Source organism: Salegentibacter echinorum (genome assembly GCF_900129445.1).
Taxonomy (GTDB): domain Bacteria; phylum Bacteroidota; class Bacteroidia; order Flavobacteriales; family Flavobacteriaceae; genus Salegentibacter; species Salegentibacter echinorum.
Genome location: NZ_FQVT01000009.1, coordinates 17,880 through 34,463 on the forward strand (window position 1 = coordinate 17,880; position 16,584 = coordinate 34,463).

Below are 16,584 nucleotides of genomic sequence, written 5' to 3' on the forward strand. Positions count from 1 at the left end.
TTTTTCAGCCATTATTTATTTTTTTTTCTAATTGGTTAAGTCTATTAATGGTTTTAGGTAAGTTTTTAAAATGGACATAAGATTTATTAAAATCACCGTAACCAAAGGCCGGGGAACCTTGCAACAACTCATCATCTTTCACATTTCTACCTATTCCCGCCTGCGCCTGGATCTTAACCCGGTCTCCAATCTGCAAATGGCCTACAATACCAACCTGCCCGCCAATAATACAGTTTTTACCAATCTTGGTAGAGCCGGCAACTCCAGTTTGGGCGGCGATTACCGTATTTACGCCAATTTCTACATTGTGGGCTATTTGAATTTGATTATCCAATTTCACCCCCTCTTTTATGCGTGTAGCACCTAAAGTGGCACGATCTATAGTCGTACCTGCTCCAATTTCTACGTGATCTTCTATAATTACATTCCCAATTTGTGGCACCTTGGTGTATCTTCCCTCTTCATCTGGACTAAAACCAAAGCCATCACCACCAATAATCACCCCACTATGAATAACACAGTCATTCCCAATAATAGTTTCAGAATAAATTTTCACCCCGGGATAAATGATGACATCATTTCCAATTTCGGCATTATCGCCTATATATACATCGGGATAAATTTTCACATTGTTTCCTATCTTCACCTTGTTCCCAATATAAGAAAATGCTCCCAGGTAAAGATCTTCTCCAAATGTGGCAGAATCTGAAACATAATTAGGCTTCTCGATTCCTTTTTTATTTAGTTTTATCTGGTTGTAATATTCCAGGAGTTTGATAAAGGATTTATAAGCATCTTTTACTTTTATAAGTGTAGTGCTAATTTCTTCCTCTGCTTCAAAACTGTCATTAACAATGACAATAGAAGATTTAGTAGAATAAATATAGGAGGTATATTTGGGATTGCTTAGAAAGGTAAGGGAATCTTCCCCTCCTTCTTCAATCTTAGCAAGTTCAGAAACCTCGACTTCTGGATTGCCCTCAACTTTTCCATCGAGAATCTCTGCTATTTGTGTTGCTGTAAACTTCATTCCGGCAAAAATAAAAAAAATAGTTAATTTTTAGGTTTTGGATAGCATATATAATATTTAACCACTGTTTTAGACAGTGCTTTTAAGTTTAATTGATCAGATGTTTTGGCCACATCACTAATCTTCCCATTTTTATGAAGAATATTGATATTATCATTTTCGCTTTTATAAGCCGTATTGGTTACTTCACCACTAAATACAAAATAACCCGCTTCTTTTTCTGAAATCCCCATACGCTGCTGAAGTTCCAAAAGTCGTTTCTGCAATTTCTCCCTGGAAGGTTTCTTCTTTTTAATCTTAACTTTTAAGAGGTCGCGGTTAATGATCATTCTACATAAATTGCTAAGCACATAATCTTCCTCATACTGCCAATCTTTCATAGCAGATATAATATCATAATCATCTAAACGTGCAAAAATGCCTAATGTTTTATGGGTAAAATTCGACGGACCAATTTTATTATCCAGAAAATAAGCCAGTGCACTGCTGCAAGGTAGTTTAACTCCCCCGGCTACAAGCTCTTTAGCTCTTTTTAAAACTCTAATTATCAGCTGCTCGGCTACCAGGCTAGTTTTATGTAGATACACCTGCCAGTACATTAAACGTCTTGCAACTAAAAATTTTTCTACGGAATAAATACCTTTTTCTTCAATAACCAGGTTATCATCAACTACATTAAGCATAGTAATTAAGCGTTGGCTATTTATATTACCTTCGGCGACCCCGGTATAAAAACTATCCCGTTTTAGATAATCTAATCTATCCATATCAAGTTGGCTGGTTATTAACTGGTATAAAAACCTGCGCTTATAATTCCCTTTAAATATTTGGAGAGCCAACGTTAAATTTTGGTTAAACTCTTTATTCATTTCCTCCATAAAAAGCAGCGAAATACGCTCGTGATCTATACCTTCTACAATGCTGTGTTCCATAGCGTGGGAAAAAGGTCCATGGCCTATATCATGCAGGAGAATAGCGATTTGCAAAGCTTCTTCTTCAGCTTCAGAAATCTCAACACCCTTATACCTAAGCACCTGCACCGCTTTTTGCATTAAATGCACACAGCCAATCGCGTGGTGAAACCTGGTATGATGTGCCCCGGGATAAACTAAAAATGACATACCCATTTGGGAAATTCTGCGTAAGCGTTGAAAGTAAGGATGCTCAATAATATTGAAAATTCGCTCACTGGGAATAGTAATAAATCCGTAAATTGGATCGTTTAATATTTTAAGTTTATGAGATGAAGCCAAATCTTATTAAATGTTGATGTTGAACAAATATACATATATATTTTGCCCCACCCGAAATTGCGAAAATGCAATTTCCACCTTTCAAAGGAAGAGGTTATAAGCCTAGCAAACCATAGCAAAAGGGTGCCTGGCAACTTTAAAAAACACAAACGCATAAAAAGCATAAATCATGAATAAAATAAAAATACTTTGGGTAGATGATGAAATAGATTTATTAAAACCACATATAATTTTTCTTGAATCTAAGGATTATGAAGTAATGACTTCCCAAAGCGGAACAGAAGCTTTAGAACAAATAGAAGAAGAAAGTTTTGATATTGTCTTTTTAGATGAAAATATGCCTGGTCTTACGGGACTGGAAACTTTATCTGAAATAAAAGAAAAACAAGCCAGCCTTCCCGTAGTAATGATCACCAAAAGTGAAGAAGAGTACATTATGGAGGAAGCCATTGGTTCTAAAATTGCCGATTACCTTATAAAACCTGTTAATCCAAACCAGATCTTATTGAGTATTAAAAAGAATTTGGACCATTCCCGGTTGGTTTCAGAAAAAACAACTTCCAGTTACCAACAAGAGTTTAGAAAAATTGCGATGGAGCTTAGTCAAATAAATACTTTTGAAGAATGGGCCGAGCTTTATCAAAGACTTATTTACTGGGAGTTACAGCTGGAAGAGCTGGAAGACAGTGGAATGTTTGAAATCCTGGAATCACAAAAATTGGAGGCAAACACCCAATTCTGTAAATTTATTGATAGAGAATATCCAACCTGGTTTGATAAAGGTGCCGAGGCGCCCACAATGTCCCATACTATTTTTAAAGAAAAAATTGTTCCTGAAATTAACAAAGAACAGCCCACACTTTTAGTAGTAGTAGACAATTTAAGATATGACCAATGGAGGGCCCTGGAACCGGTAATTTCCAATTATTATAAAAAAGAGAAAGAAGAACCTTATTATAGCATTCTTCCCACCGCTACCCAATATGCGCGTAATGCCATGTTCTCTGGATTAATGCCCAGTGAAATGGAAAAATTGTTCCCGCAATACTGGAAAAATGACACCGATGAAGGCGGTAAAAACAATCACGAAGCCGAATTTTTGGCCGAACAATTAAAAAGACTCGGAAAAGACTATAAGCACGAATATCATAAAATCACCAGTTTAAAAGCGGGCAGAAAACTCGCCGATAACTTTAAAACCCAAAAAGAGAACGAGCTTACCGTGGTAGTCTATAATTTTGTAGATATGCTCTCCCATTCCAAAACCGAAATGGAGGTAATTAAGGAACTGGCCTCTAATGATAAATCATACAGATCGCTTACCCACAGCTGGTTTAAAAACTCTCCCTTGTTAGACATTATTCAACAAGCACGGCAATTAGGTTTTAAATTAATTATCACTACAGACCACGGAACTATAAATGTAAAGAATCCTTCTAAAGTAATTGGCGATAAAAACACCAGTTTAAACCTACGTTATAAAACAGGAAAAAGCCTAACCTACGATGATAAGGATGTACTGGCGGCAACCAAACCAAAATCTGTTCACCTGCCCACTATTAATATGAGCAGTTCATTTATTTTTGCAAAAGGCGATCTCTTTTTCGCATACCCAAATAACTATAACCACTATGTGAGTTATTACCGAAATACTTATCAGCATGGTGGGGTTTCCCTGGAAGAAATGGTAATTCCTTTTGTAGTGATGAATCCCAGGAATTAGTTGATGTGTTGATGTGTTGATGTGTTGATGCGAGAATGTGATAATATGATGATGTGATGATGTGATGATGTGATGATAAGTTAATATGACAATTTACATATTGGAGCAAACTTCAAAAAACATTTAACTACAACTGGGTGATTAGTCAGTTTTGTTAAACTAACTATACTAATTTCCCCCCGAAAACCCGGAAAAGTAACGCCCAGAAGCTCCTCCCCATTTTTCAACGGGAGGTGGGTTTTCTGCTTTTTCAGCAGAAAGGTCGGAGGGGTTTTGTTGATGTGATCATTTGACAATATGATGATTCGCTGATTTGCAAATTGGTTTAAATAAATTAAAACCGAGAACGACAATTCTTCCACAAGCTTCACCCATTCTATTTTACCATTGAATTATAAAAAAGGGGAATTTACCCCTAAACACGTAACTACATTATTTCTTATATTTGTAGTGTTGATTTAGTTAAAATCTAAACAAATTTATGCCATTAACCTACAATTTAGCGCAAATTGAAGAAGCTGCGCAATATATTCTTAAACATAGTAAGAGCAAAATAATACTTTTTTACGGGGACATGGGGGCTGGTAAAACAACGCTTATTACCAGTCTCGTTAAAGCTTTAGGAAGCGAGGATAAAGTGTCTAGCCCTACCTTTTCGTTAGTAAATGAATATAGCTCCCCTACAAATTCCATATTTCATTTCGATTTCTATCGAATCGATGATGAAAATGAAGCTTTAGATATAGGTCTGGAGGAATATTTAAACGAGGATGCCTTTATTTTTATAGAGTGGCCACAAAAAATTGGAGGTTTTCTCGAGGAAAACTTTCAAAAAGTTGATATAATAACGAAAGACAAAAATTTAAGGATGTTAATGTTAAGTTAATTAAATGTTAATAAACTCTAAATAATCTTCGGAATCGCATATTAGCATAAATTGAATATAGGTGACAGTTCAAAATAAAATACATTAGAATTTTCAATTTTTTTTAAAGTATTTGCATTATTGATTTAGTGGCATAAAGTATTTAATCTTTAAATAATCTCCATTTTTTCTTTTAAAAAGTCGGCAAAAGTACGATTAATGTATTAATTTTTAGCTTGTTATATTGCTGTAGGTTTGCTTCAGTAAACAAAACGAAATAACAATCTAAACTATATTATTATGAGAATTAAAGCAGTACTTTTCGCAACAGCAATTTTTGGAGCAAGTTTTTTTGTAACTTCAACCGCCGATAACGATAATCACAATGATCAACAAAAAGAACAAGCAGTGGACAAAAGACTCATCAAAGTTCCTTCTGCTGGGTAGTATTATTGCCTTAAGCATAGCTTTTTCACCTTATCTTTTTTACTTATATGAGATTTTCCCAAGCGGTCCCGTTTGGGAAACTTCTCTTTTTACTTATGAAAGTAAATATTATCAGGATGTATTGACTGCCGCCTGGACCTATCTTGGTAAAATCACCCCTTTATTTCTTCTTTTTATTTGGTTTTTCACCTGTAAACACTGGTGGTATCACGCTATATTAATACCAATCGCTATGTATTCCTATCAAATCATAGTAACCTTTTACGATGATGTATATGCCGATAATTCTTTTATTATGGACACCGACGGGCTTTTATATTTAGCTCCATTTTTTATAATTATCCTTTCGATTGTTTACCTTATACGTATCAAAATCTTTGATCGTATTTATGGTATTGACCTTAGTGAAATTGATGAAACAGAAGTTTCGGTATTTTCAAATATGTCTGAAAAAGACCGAAAAGAAATAAAAGCCTTTAGGCAGAAGGAAGAACAATGGCAACCTATTGAAGAAGAATACTATAGAAATCTTTAGCGATTGTTTTAAAATTAATTGTATTTTACCTTACTAAAGTAATGCATCACTATGGCTAAACAGGTTTCTCCTTTTACCAAAGAACAATTAATTCCGCAGGAAGAAACTCTTGAAATTCAACAAAACAAGGGAGAATTATTTATTGGCATTCCACAGGAAACTTCATACCAGGAAAAACGAATTTGCTTAAGTCCCGATGCTGTTGCGGCTATCACTGCTCACGGCCATCGTGTAATGATAGAATCGGGGGCGGGAAAATGGGCTCGTTTTAGCGATAAAGATTTTTCTAACGCCGGTGCCGAAATCACTAAAGACACACAAAAAGTATTCTCCTGTCCTACAATCTTAAAAATAGAACCACCTTCCCTGGACGAATTGGATATGATCAATCCGCAGACCATATTAATTTCTGCGCTTCAGCTTAAAACACAATGTAAAGCCTATTTCCAAAAATTGGCAGAAAAGCGTATTACGGCCCTGGGGTTTGAATTTATAAGGGATGAAGATAACACTTATCCGTTGGTGCGGGCATTAAGTGAAATTGCCGGCACCGCTTCAGTGCTTATTGCTTCAGAAATTATGAGTAACAACATCAACGGCAACGGGCTTATGTTTGGGAATATAAGCGGCGTTCCACCGGTAGAGGTGGTTATTCTCGGGGCTGGTACTGTAGGAGAATTTGCCGCCAGATCTGCGTTGGGACTTGGTGCCAATATTAAAGTTTTTGACAGTTCCCTTACCAAACTTCGTACAATTCAGAATAATCTCAATCAAACTTTCTATACTTCAACCATTCAACCAAAAAATCTAAGTAAGGCTATAAAACGTTGTGATGTACTTATTGGCGCTGTTCGCGGTAAAAACAGGAGTCCGGTACTAATTTCCGAAGATATGGTAGCAACAATGAAGCGCGGTGCTGTGCTTATAGATGTGAGTATAGATATGGGCGGTTGCATCGAAACCAGTGAGGTTACCTCGCATGATAAGCCTATTTTCACCAAACATAACGTCTTACATTACTGTGTGCCCAATATTCCTTCCCGGTACGCCAGGACTTCTTCTTTATCTATCAGTAATATCTTTACGCCTTATCTTTTACACATTGGAGAAGAAGGCGGATTGGAAAATACACTTCGATTTGATAAAGGTTTGAGAAATGGTTTGTACTTTTACCACGGGATTTTAACTAATAAATCTATCGCCGAGTGGTTTGATCTTTCTTACCGTGATATTAATTTATTGATTTTTTGATACTATCCCAAATTCCCGGTTTTCCGGAAACACAAAAATTTTAAAGCGTTTAAATGAGGTCAGCATGAAATGCTGAACGCAAAAACCAGCAACCCACAGGAAATGATAATAAACCTGTGCTGAATTTCTATAAAAAGATTAAAGAAATATATATGAAATTGATTCATCGAATAGGTTATTTCTCTGTAGGTTTATTCTTCGGAATAATGTTTTTAATATTCTTTCTTAGCGGAAAACGATCTTCCTGTGATTATCTCCCAGACGCCCGGGTTTTGAAAAATATAAGAATTAAAGAGCGCAAATTTTCTCCTGAAGCTTTTAGCTATTTTGAAGCCAATAAGTTAGATACCGCTTTGGTGTCTCAAAGTTTAAAAAATGGTGATGTGGATTTTGGCCGCAGCAATACCGATGGGGACCCGTGTAATGTTTTTTTAATCACCAATAAAGTGGAGAACAAAACGCTTGAACTAAAAATTGAAAATTGCGACAGCATCGCAACCGTGCAGAAAGTTGCTTTAAAGAATGAATAAAGTACGAGGTTAGAGGTTAGAGGTTTAAGGCTAAAAAAGTCAATAAACAACAAACTAATATTAAAACCCGAAAGTCGGAGAAAGGAAAGCCAAAAAGTTCCTCCCCTATTTTTTCAAGGGGAGGTGGATTTTCTGCTTTTCAGCAGAAAAGACGGAGGGTTTTTTGTTGATGGGTTGTATGGTAATTGAAATCAACCCCCGACCAGCAACAGATTGCCACGCTCCTATGTCGCTCGCAATGACCAGTAACCAGTGTCGCAGTATTCACTTGGTGCTGGAAACAGCTCAAGGTTCAAGGTTCAAGGTTCAAGGTTCAAGGTTCAAGGTTCAAGGTTCAAGGTTCAAGGTTCAAGGTTCAAGGTTCAAGGTTCAAGGTTCAAGGTTCAAGGTTCAAGGTTCAAGGTTCAAGGTTCAATTAACCGCATCGTCCTTCGTCCTCGCTCTCAACAAACAACAAACATTAAGAATTTACGAAACGACGTAACAAGTCAAGCAAACTGACAACCCAGAACTGAGAACTGACAACTGAGAAACGAGAACTATTCCTCCAGTATTTGATTGCTATGGTCTTTGGTTTTCACCTTTTTAATTACCTCTTCAATTTTTCCTTCTTCATCAATAATAAAAGTTGTTCGGTGGATTCCCTCATATTCTTTTCCCATAAATTTTTTGGCTCCCCAAACGCCGTAGGCATTTATCACTTCCTTATCCTCATCTGCCAATAGTGGAAATGGCAACTCGTATTTATTCTTAAAATATGTTTGTTTTCTTTGCGTGTCTGCACTTACACCAAGGATTGCATATCCTTTTTCTTCAAATATTTTCCAATTATCCCTTAAATTACAGGCTTCGGCCGTACAGCCGGGAGTGCTGGCTTTGGGATAAAAAAACAGCACCAATTTCTTTCCTTTAAAATCACTTAATTTTACAGTATTGCCATCCTGATCTGACACAGAAAATTCCGGGGCTTTATCACCAACCTCTAATGTTGTCATATTTCTTATTTTTGTAGTTATTCATTTTGACTTTAACCAAAGGTATGAAAAATCAAGTACCTCTTGAAAAGTCCAGGAGATACCCTTAGGAATATATTTTCCAGGAATTAGGATCTGGAGAAAACCATCTGGAAGGATTAGAGACTCTTCAAGATTTATACAATATAAAGAAGACAGAAAAACTACAGTATTTAAACACTCTTTTCAGAAATGAGTGACATTAAACAATATTAAATATGACCAAAAAAGAAAAAGTAAGTTTTGTTATTGATACTTTAAATGATATTTATCCTGAAATCCCCATTCCCCTAGATCATAAAGATCCTTACACACTACTCATTGCAGTTCTACTTTCTGCCCAGAGCACCGATGTGAGGGTAAACCAAATCACTCCATTACTTTTTGAGGTAGCAGATAACCCCAGGGATATGGTTAAACTTTCTGTAGAAGAAATTAGGGAAATTATCAAACCGGTAGGATTATCTCCTATGAAATCTAAGGGGATTCACGGACTGTCTAAAATATTATTGGAAAAGCACGACGGACAGGTGCCAGCAGATTTTGAAGCTCTAGAGGCCTTACCTGCGGTGGGACATAAAACAGCCAGTGTGGTGATGTCGCAGGCGTTCAACGTACCTGCATTCCCTGTAGATACACATATTCATCGTTTAATGTATCGTTGGAATTTAACAAATGGTAAAAATGTAAAACAAACCGAAAAAGATGCCAAACGCTTATTCCCAAAAGATCTTTGGAACAGGCTTCATTTGCAGATAATTTGGTATGGTAGGCAATACTCCCCGGCCCGTGGCTGGGATCTTGAGAAGGATATAATTACAAAAACAATTGGCAGAAAAACTGTACTTAAAGAATATGACCGGAAGAAGAAAAAATAAAGTGATATGAATTAATATACCGGGGGCTATTGAACAATGAGTAAACTTCTTTACAAAAACGAATGTTGTATAATGTAGATTGTATGTAAAGTTTGTTTGAGAAAAATCGCTATTCATAAAACGGGACTATTTCAGCTCCTAATAATTCGGGAAAACTTCATTAAAGTGATTAGTTTTCCTCATTTGAATACCAATAAAACTTTTGAAGGGGAGCGTGTAAAACCATTCGTATGTCTAACGTAGCCTTTTGAATTTTAAACATGAAAAAGGCTGTTTTAATTAATTTTAAAACAGCCTTTTATTAATTACCTAAAGTTTACTAAGCATCGGTGCCAAGTTGATTAGCATCAATACGCTCTTTAAACTCATTGATAATTCCACCTTTCAGTAGAATCTTAATCTGGCGGTCACTTAACGTATGCTTCGTTTCAAAGCTCACCGTGTCCCCGTTAGATTTTATGACATTTACCTTAATGTTATTTCTGTTTTCAATGTCTTCTCTAAGGTTTTCAAATTTCACTTTATCACCCTGTTCAATTTTCTCATAGTCTGCAATATCCAAAAACTCCAAAGGTAAAATTCCGAAATTCACCAGGTTTTGCCAGGCAATTCTAGCATAGCTATTTGCAATTACTGCCACCTGACCTAAATATTTTGGTGCAATCGCGGCATGTTCCCTACTGGAGCCCTGAGCATAGTTATCTTTTGCTACTACAATATGACCACCGTGATCTTCTTTCGCCTTCATAGCCCGATCATAAAACGTTTCATCTATAACCGTATAAGCGAATTTACTTATCTCAGGCAGGTTACTTCTAAAAGGCAATACTTCTGCCCCTGCTTTTAAAATTCCATCGGTAGAAATATTATCGCCCATTTTTAAAAGCACCGGTACCTCGCAATCATCTTTCATTGGTTCGATATGCGGTAAGGATTTGATATTGGGACCTTTCTCCAACTGTACCTGGGAACCATCTTCGGGAGGCGCTACCAACATATCTTCTTTAATAATATGATACTCGGGATATTCGAATTTAGGATACTTCATATCGTATAATTTCTCTAAATCCCGCGGATCTGTAATTTTACCGGTTAAAGCTGAAGCCGCCGCTGTCTCGGGACTACATAAATACACCTGGTCATCCTTAGTACCCGATCTATCTGGGAAGTTTCGCGGCATGGTACGCAAACTAATGGTATTTGAAGCTGGTGCCTGTCCCATTCCTATACAGCCCATACACCCAGATTGGTGAAAACGTGCACCTGCTTTTATCAAATTCGCAAAAGCCCTATTTTCAATCATATTTTGAATTATCTGTCTTGAAGTAGGGTTTATATCAAAAGAAACGTCATTATTTACGGCTTTATCCTCTACAATTGCTCCCGCTATCCAAAAATCCCGTAAACCGGGATTTGCAGAAGAGCCTATTACTACCTGGCTAATTGGTTTCCCCGCAACTTCACTAACGGGAACAACATTCCCGGGGCTGGTTGGTAAGGCAATTAAAGGTACCAGATCATCTAAAATAATTTCTTCATGAAGATCATATTCACATCCTTCATCTGCCAGTAATTCTCTCCAATCATCTTCACGCTCCTGAGATTTTAAAAATCTTTTCGTTTCTAAATCACTAGGAAAAACTGTAGTAGTTGCACCGAGTTCAGCGCCCATATTGGCAATCACGTGCCTATCCATCGCGCTTAAATTTTCAAGACCTTCTCCGTAATATTCAATAACTTTTCCCACACCACCTTTAACATCGTGACGCCTAAGCATTTCTAAAATCACATCTTTGGCACTAACCCAGTCTGGTAACTTTCCGGTTAATTTTACACCCCAAACTTTTGGCATTTTTACATAATAAGGTTGTCCTGCAATTGCAGCAGCAACATCAAGTCCGCCGGTACCAATGGCCAGCATTCCAAGAGAACCTGCTGCAGGGGTATGACTATCTGAACCTACCATGGTTTTCCCCGGTTTTCCAAATCTTTCCATATGCACAGGGTGGCTCACCCCATTACCGGGTCGGCTATACCAAAGTCCGAATTTTTTCGCGGCCGAAAGCAAGAATAAATGGTCATCGGCATTTTTAAAATCGGTTTGCAGTAAGTTGTGATCTACATATTGAACCGCTACTTCCGTCTGGGCTTTCTTTAATCCCATAGCTTCCAGTTCCAATTGCACTAAAGTACCGGTTGCATCCTGTAATAATGCCTGGTCTATTTTGATCCCAATTTCCTTTCCGGGAATTAGCTCGCCTTCCAGCAAGTGTTCTCTGATTAATTTTTGTGTTACATTTAATTTGGACATAGTTGATTAATTTTAACCTTTAAAATATTAATTTTTAGACGAGTAATAAGGCACTTTAACAATATCTTAAAGCATTTTACCACCATTATTCCTGGATCTGCGTAATTATGCAATCAAAACGGTTAAGCCAGGCTTCTTGCAACTTCATTTGATTTAAAAAACAACATAAAAAAGCTGTTTGAATACTACTTTTCGAATAATTAGAACCTCGCGATTGAAATATATTCTCAAAAACAGTATAGAAACAGCTTTTAAATTTCTTTATAATTTAGCTCTGGCTAAGCGAATTTAAAATATCTCGCTCCTGCCCCTCTTCAATGTTAAAGCCGGGTTTTCCTTTTCTAGGAAACAAATAAGAGAACTCTTCTCTAAAGGCGCTCCAACTTTCCGCAAGACCATAATCGTCATTAGACCTTTCCATTTTTGGCCTTTTAAAAGTATTTAGATCTGAATCGTAAGCAGAACCTTCTGCATCTTCCCCCGGAAATAACATTCCGTCATTAATTTCAGAATAAATAATTACCGATGCGCCACCATTGCCCGGTAAATCAAATACTTTAAGCCCAAAATCCTTTAAAGTTCCTTTGCGCTCTAAAATATCTTTAGTTTTAAACTTGTCTTTAAAATTGTTTCTCGGATGCGCAAATATTGGAGCGTTACCGGCATCTTTGGAAAGCGTTTCTAAATTAGCATAGGCATTTTCTAGAATTCCGTCGCAGGTAATAAGAATTCCCTTTATTTTATAACCGTCTTCTACCAGTTTTTTTACAGCTTTTTTGCTAGATTCTTCCACCACATCAATTAGCAAAATATCCTGTCTGTTTATATGTCTTAAAGCGTATCCCTGGTTGAAAACGCCATCTTTTTCTTCACCTTTAATAATAAAAGTATCGGGTATTAGTTTTAAAAATTTCCCGGTTTCACCTTTTTCAATAAATTCGGCAGATTGGCTATGTAATACCTCCATTTTGTCAACTGTCTTCATATTCTATTGTATTTAAATTAGTTGTTTGAAGATACGAATTGCACTTCTTCAGCACAAGGCTTTAACGAGGCTTTAGGAGAGTTTTAACTAAGCAGAAAAGAAGAATAGGCGCCGTGTTGCTAAAGACTAAATGCTATTTTTTGACGAGCGCCACAATAAGAGCAGAAAGGAATACCAAAACGGTCTTTTTCTATCGCTAAATGTCCTGGCTTAAGTGCTTTTTCCAAAGCTTTTTATTGGCATAAAGCAGCGTTTATTTTTCAGCTTTTTGCCGGTTTGATAAATTTTGAAATTGCGGTACAAGTATGAATATTTTAAAGTAAAAAGAGATTTGTTTTATAGCGGTCTATATTTAAACCTAGTATGGTTTTCCAGGAAATTTACTTTATTACAACTATACTTTCTTAAAAATTACTACCATTTACATTACCATTTTACTAAAATAGGAACCGATTTTTCTAATGTTTTCTTCGGAATTTTTACTTCGGAAACCATTTCTAAGATTTCAGGTTTAATATTCTCGCAGTTAATATTCCTAAAAATAAAATCTTTGGAAACCTGATGATAAGGTTTAAACTCTTTCCGCAGAATTTTCGTCAAAATGTAAGAGCCGGGCCACAAAGAGAAATGGCCAGCTATAAGACAATTGCTTAATTATAGAGTCGTATTTTAAAAAAACAACATTTCAGAAATGTAATCAACAGCCTCGACCCAGGGGTGCGCAGTATGCTTCCGAAAAAGCTCTTTTATTTCGAGCCCCCCGGGGATTAAACCCCTGGCTATCGCCCTGCGATTAAAAAAACTACTTAAGGTGCTCTCCCCCATTTACAGGAATAATGGTTCCGGTAACCCAATCTGCTTCATCTTTACTTAACAAATACACCATATTGGCGATATTATTTGGCACGGTGAGTCGTTTAAAAGGATTGTGCTTAAGAGCGTGAACTCTAAGAGTCTCATTACCGGGAATCATTTGAAAAGACCTGGTTACGGTCACTCCCGCCTGGATACAATTTGCCCTAATTCCGTGGGGTGCAAACTCTAAAGCAATGCTTCTCGTGATTGCTTCTAAAGCAACCTTTGCTGCCGAAACCGCTGCATAATTGGCCCAGGCTTTTTTATTGCCTTCGCTGGTAAAAGAAATAATTCTAGCGTCTTTGGCAAATAAATTGAACTTGTAAATCGCTTTGGTCCAATCATAAAGGCTAATCGCCATGGCATCTATAGTAACCTGAAAATCTATATTTTCGAGAGTTGGTTCCTCACCTGTCATTGGCTTTAAGTTTCCTTTAGAGATACTGTGAACTAAAGTCCTCACTTTTCCTTCTGTACCTAAAACTTCAGCGATTTGATTAATAAGGCTTTCTCGTTTTTCAGCATTTGTGGCATCCACATTAAAACTTTCAAAATTAACTTGTTGCTTCTTTATATCTTCAAAGGCTTCTTCAATTTCAGCAATATCTGCTCGCTTATCGCGGTGAACTACAATAATATTCATCCCGTGACGCGCCAATTTCCTGGCGGTAGCAAAGCCAAGGCCGCTACTTCCGCCTAAAATTATCGCCCAATAATTAGTGTCTTTAAATTCCTTTACCATTTTAATAAAACTCTTTGTGCCTGTTCCCTTGCTTCGGGTTGTTTTTTATAAACTCCTCCAAAACATAAAGCACGGTTACACTATTAATATTTCCATATTTGTAAAACACTTCTCGTGTTTTCGTTTATATTTTTACCTAAGTTAGCAAAAAGATCTTCAACTGTTTGCTTTATTTTCTTTCCACCGGGATGAAATGTAAAATGGTTTATATCTGGTAGCTCGTTTTTTGCGTCTATATTATTAACGACCTTTGTTACTTTAAAAATATCTATTTCAAAATTTTCAAAAGAGGGAAAAGTTTCAGTAGAAAGATTTTTAACCACAAACTTCTGGGAATATCCCTTTTTTGCAATTAAAATAATCTCCTTTATAAACCGGAAAAGATGAATGCCAGCGGGTAGCCAGCGAAATCAACAATAATAATGATTTCGATGTCATTCATGCCTTTAATGTAGAAAAAAGAATAAAAAAAATCCCGACTTGAAAGCCGGGATTTTTAATAAAGTGTATTTAGAACGGTAATTACTGGTTACCCGTCTTCTGCTTTGCTTCTCGTTTTAGATCTTCATTCGCGATAATAGCTAATTCTACCCTACGGTTTTTAGCTCTACCTTCAGCAGTAGAATTATCATATTTTGGCTGATTTTCACCATACCATTTTGTTTCAAACCTACCGTTACTTAATCCCTGTCCAGCAAGGTAATTTGTTACCGCCTGGGCACGGTTTTTTGAAAGGGTAAGGTTATAACTTTCTGCACCGGTATTATCGGTATGTCCTTCTATCAAAATGTTAGAATCTGGATATTCTTTAAAGATAGAAGCTAATTTATTTAAGGTTTGCTGGGATTTCGAATTGATATTGTATTTTTCAGTATCAAAATACACTCCGCTACTTTCATCAAAAGTCACATTAATCCCTTCACCTACACGTTCTACTTCTGCACCGGGCACTTCGCGCTCAATTTCTTTAGCTTGCTTGTCCATGCGGTTACCAATATAACCTCCGGCAGCACCACCTACAACGCCACCAATAATGGCACCCAGGGCTGTATTACCGTCTCCAACATTATTTCCTATAACGCCACCAATTGCAGCACCACTACCGGCACCAATAACAGCGCCTTTTTGTTTGTTATTTGCATTCTGTACAGCATCACAACCAAATAGCATAGTAGCTGCAAAGAGCATAGCGAACATTCTATTTATTGTCATCTTCATAATCATTAATTTATTTTAAAGTTTAGAAAAATTCATTCGAATCACAAATGGAGAACCATCAAGCATTACAGATTGTTCCCATACCATTTGCGTTGCAGAAACCGATCTTAAATTAAGTCTGAACCCCTGATTTCCAGTAGTCGAATCATAATCTGCGTTAGTTGGTTTTAGTAGGAAATCATAAACTCCTTCCGGCGTATTTTCTTCATCAATCGACCATATAAAATAACGCTGACCTCCATCACAATTAGGCCCCTGTACATTGTAAGCACCACGGTTGTTATTAGAAATAAAATTCCAGGTACTATTTTCAAAACAGGATGCATTGGCCTCATTAAATAAAGTCACGTCAAATTCCCCCGAATTTTTAGGATAGGTCACACTGGTAAGCGTCCAATCTCCATTAAAAGTTTTTCTCGCCTCTCTGGCTTGTTTACTTGGTCCACAGGCAGCAAATAAAATCGCTACCACACCAAGAATTAGAATTTTTCTCATCATTTATTGTTTTAATTTAAAAATAAACTACCTCGCAGCAAGCCTACTTAAGATTAAATAGGAAGATTACTTTGGTTTTGATACAAGTCTCGAGGTATTTAAATTTCGATTATCGAGTAAAAATCCAATGTTTTCGGGATTTACCGTTTTTAAAACATTGGATTTCTCATTTTAATTTTTTTCTTCTTCATAAGAAGTTAAAAAGGTTTCTATTTGGAAAGAAACTTTTTTAATCTTTATTTCCATTACCTACAAGCTGTAAGGTTAACAGCATTGCTTTCTACAAATTATCTTCTAAATAATCTACTAATAAGTGAAATCACCAGTAGTACCAGGAAAATGTAAAATATAATTTTTGCAATATCGGCGAATCCTTCTGCCATTCCTCCAAAACCAAAAACAGCGGCCACCAGGGCAATAATTAAGAAAATAACGATTAAACGTATCATAATA

At 36.5% G+C, this 16,584-nt stretch carries 15 protein-coding genes; 6 read left to right on the forward strand and 9 right to left on the reverse strand.

Annotation, left to right across the window (positions count from 1 at the left end; translation table 11 throughout):
* Positions 1–4: 4 nt before the first annotated feature.
* Together lpxD and BUA71_RS12540 are read right to left on the reverse strand one after the other, a co-directional pair.
* Positions 5–1,030 carry a UDP-3-O-(3-hydroxymyristoyl)glucosamine N-acyltransferase gene (lpxD, locus tag BUA71_RS12535; protein ID WP_072880302.1) on the reverse strand — a complete coding sequence of 342 codons (1,026 nt, stop codon included), beginning with the start codon at positions 1,028–1,030 and terminating at the stop codon, positions 5–7.
* Positions 1,031–1,053: 23 nt separating this feature from the next.
* On the reverse strand, positions 1,054–2,283 hold the full coding sequence (locus BUA71_RS12540) for an HD domain-containing protein (protein ID WP_072880304.1): 1,230 nt from the start codon (positions 2,281–2,283) through the stop codon (positions 1,054–1,056).
* Positions 2,284–2,452: 169 nt separating this feature from the next.
* On the opposite strand from BUA71_RS12540, the gene porX reads away from it, so the two are divergent.
* From porX to BUA71_RS12570, 5 genes are all read left to right on the forward strand, one after another.
* On the forward strand, positions 2,453–4,006 hold the full coding sequence (gene porX, locus BUA71_RS12545; protein ID WP_072880306.1) for a T9SS response regulator signal transducer PorX: 1,554 nt from the start codon (positions 2,453–2,455) through the stop codon (positions 4,004–4,006).
* 481 nt (positions 4,007–4,487) lie between these two features.
* Entirely contained in the window at positions 4,488–4,892 is a 405-nt protein-coding gene (gene tsaE, locus BUA71_RS12555; RefSeq protein WP_072880310.1) for a tRNA (adenosine(37)-N6)-threonylcarbamoyltransferase complex ATPase subunit type 1 TsaE, read from the forward strand.
* 364 nt (positions 4,893–5,256) lie between these two features.
* On the forward strand, positions 5,257–5,853 hold the full coding sequence (locus tag BUA71_RS12560) for a hypothetical protein (RefSeq protein ID WP_072880312.1): 597 nt from the start codon (positions 5,257–5,259) through the stop codon (positions 5,851–5,853).
* Between the two features lie 51 nt (positions 5,854–5,904).
* The gene (locus BUA71_RS12565) at positions 5,905–7,104 is read left to right on the forward strand and encodes an alanine dehydrogenase (protein WP_072880314.1); all 1,200 of its coding nucleotides are present in this window, start codon (positions 5,905–5,907) and stop codon (positions 7,102–7,104) included.
* A gap of 152 nt (positions 7,105–7,256) precedes the next feature.
* Positions 7,257–7,634 (forward strand): DUF4258 domain-containing protein, encoded by a 378-nt coding sequence (locus BUA71_RS12570; protein WP_072880316.1) that lies wholly within the window; start codon positions 7,257–7,259, stop codon positions 7,632–7,634.
* 539 nt (positions 7,635–8,173) lie between these two features.
* Here BUA71_RS12570 and bcp read toward each other — a convergent pair.
* Positions 8,174–8,629: a thioredoxin-dependent thiol peroxidase gene (bcp, locus tag BUA71_RS12580; protein WP_072880327.1), complete on the reverse strand. Its 456-nt coding sequence runs from the start codon at positions 8,627–8,629 to the stop codon at positions 8,174–8,176.
* 236 nt (positions 8,630–8,865) lie between these two features.
* On the opposite strand from bcp, the gene BUA71_RS12585 reads away from it, so the two are divergent.
* The gene (locus tag BUA71_RS12585) at positions 8,866–9,525 is read left to right on the forward strand and encodes an endonuclease III domain-containing protein (protein WP_072880328.1); all 660 of its coding nucleotides are present in this window, start codon (positions 8,866–8,868) and stop codon (positions 9,523–9,525) included.
* 319 nt (positions 9,526–9,844) lie between these two features.
* Here BUA71_RS12585 and BUA71_RS12590 read toward each other — a convergent pair whose 3' ends face one another.
* From BUA71_RS12590 to BUA71_RS12630, 6 genes are all read right to left on the reverse strand, one after another.
* Positions 9,845–11,836 carry an aconitate hydratase gene (locus BUA71_RS12590; protein ID WP_072880329.1) on the reverse strand — a complete coding sequence of 664 codons (1,992 nt, stop codon included), beginning with the start codon at positions 11,834–11,836 and terminating at the stop codon, positions 9,845–9,847.
* A gap of 268 nt (positions 11,837–12,104) precedes the next feature.
* Positions 12,105–12,821: an MBL fold metallo-hydrolase gene (locus tag BUA71_RS12595; protein WP_072880330.1), complete on the reverse strand. Its 717-nt coding sequence runs from the start codon at positions 12,819–12,821 to the stop codon at positions 12,105–12,107.
* A gap of 802 nt (positions 12,822–13,623) precedes the next feature.
* Positions 13,624–14,418 (reverse strand): enoyl-ACP reductase FabI, encoded by a 795-nt coding sequence (locus BUA71_RS12605; RefSeq protein WP_072880332.1) that lies wholly within the window; start codon positions 14,416–14,418, stop codon positions 13,624–13,626.
* A 522-nt stretch (positions 14,419–14,940) separates the two neighbouring features.
* Positions 14,941–15,636, reverse strand: a complete 696-nt coding sequence (locus BUA71_RS12620; RefSeq protein ID WP_072880468.1) for a YiaD family glycine zipper/OmpA-like lipoprotein — start codon at positions 15,634–15,636, stop codon at positions 14,941–14,943.
* Positions 15,637–15,651: 15 nt separating this feature from the next.
* Positions 15,652–16,131, reverse strand: a complete 480-nt coding sequence (locus BUA71_RS12625; RefSeq protein WP_072880334.1) for a lipocalin family protein — start codon at positions 16,129–16,131, stop codon at positions 15,652–15,654.
* A 287-nt stretch (positions 16,132–16,418) separates the two neighbouring features.
* The gene (locus BUA71_RS12630; protein ID WP_072880336.1) at positions 16,419–16,580 is read right to left on the reverse strand and encodes a DUF1328 domain-containing protein; all 162 of its coding nucleotides are present in this window, start codon (positions 16,578–16,580) and stop codon (positions 16,419–16,421) included.
* Positions 16,581–16,584: the final 4 nt, after the last annotated feature.

What these genes read in the sequence shown, in the direction of transcription:
- lpxD (WP_072880302.1), bottom strand. Translation starts at nt 1,030, where the DNA reads ATGAAGTTTACAGCAACACAAATAGCAGAGATTCTCGATGGAAAAGTT.
- porX (WP_072880306.1), top strand. Translation starts at nt 2,453, where the DNA reads ATGAATAAAATAAAAATACTTTGGGTAGATGATGAAATAGATTTATTA.
- tsaE (WP_072880310.1), top strand. Translation starts at nt 4,488, where the DNA reads ATGCCATTAACCTACAATTTAGCGCAAATTGAAGAAGCTGCGCAATAT.
- BUA71_RS12560 (WP_072880312.1), top strand. Translation starts at nt 5,257, where the DNA reads ATGATCAACAAAAAGAACAAGCAGTGGACAAAAGACTCATCAAAGTTC.
- BUA71_RS12565 (WP_072880314.1), top strand. Translation starts at nt 5,905, where the DNA reads ATGGCTAAACAGGTTTCTCCTTTTACCAAAGAACAATTAATTCCGCAG.
- BUA71_RS12570 (WP_072880316.1), top strand. Translation starts at nt 7,257, where the DNA reads ATGAAATTGATTCATCGAATAGGTTATTTCTCTGTAGGTTTATTCTTC.
- bcp (WP_072880327.1), bottom strand. Translation starts at nt 8,629, where the DNA reads ATGACAACATTAGAGGTTGGTGATAAAGCCCCGGAATTTTCTGTGTCA.
- BUA71_RS12585 (WP_072880328.1), top strand. Translation starts at nt 8,866, where the DNA reads ATGACCAAAAAAGAAAAAGTAAGTTTTGTTATTGATACTTTAAATGAT.
- BUA71_RS12590 (WP_072880329.1), bottom strand. Translation starts at nt 11,836, where the DNA reads ATGTCCAAATTAAATGTAACACAAAAATTAATCAGAGAACACTTGCTG.
- BUA71_RS12595 (WP_072880330.1), bottom strand. Translation starts at nt 12,821, where the DNA reads ATGAAGACAGTTGACAAAATGGAGGTATTACATAGCCAATCTGCCGAA.
- BUA71_RS12605 (WP_072880332.1), bottom strand. Translation starts at nt 14,418, where the DNA reads ATGGTAAAGGAATTTAAAGACACTAATTATTGGGCGATAATTTTAGGC.
- BUA71_RS12620 (WP_072880468.1), bottom strand. Translation starts at nt 15,636, where the DNA reads ATGAAGATGACAATAAATAGAATGTTCGCTATGCTCTTTGCAGCTACT.
- BUA71_RS12625 (WP_072880334.1), bottom strand. Translation starts at nt 16,131, where the DNA reads ATGAGAAAAATTCTAATTCTTGGTGTGGTAGCGATTTTATTTGCTGCC.
- BUA71_RS12630 (WP_072880336.1), bottom strand. Translation starts at nt 16,580, where the DNA reads ATGATACGTTTAATCGTTATTTTCTTAATTATTGCCCTGGTGGCCGCT.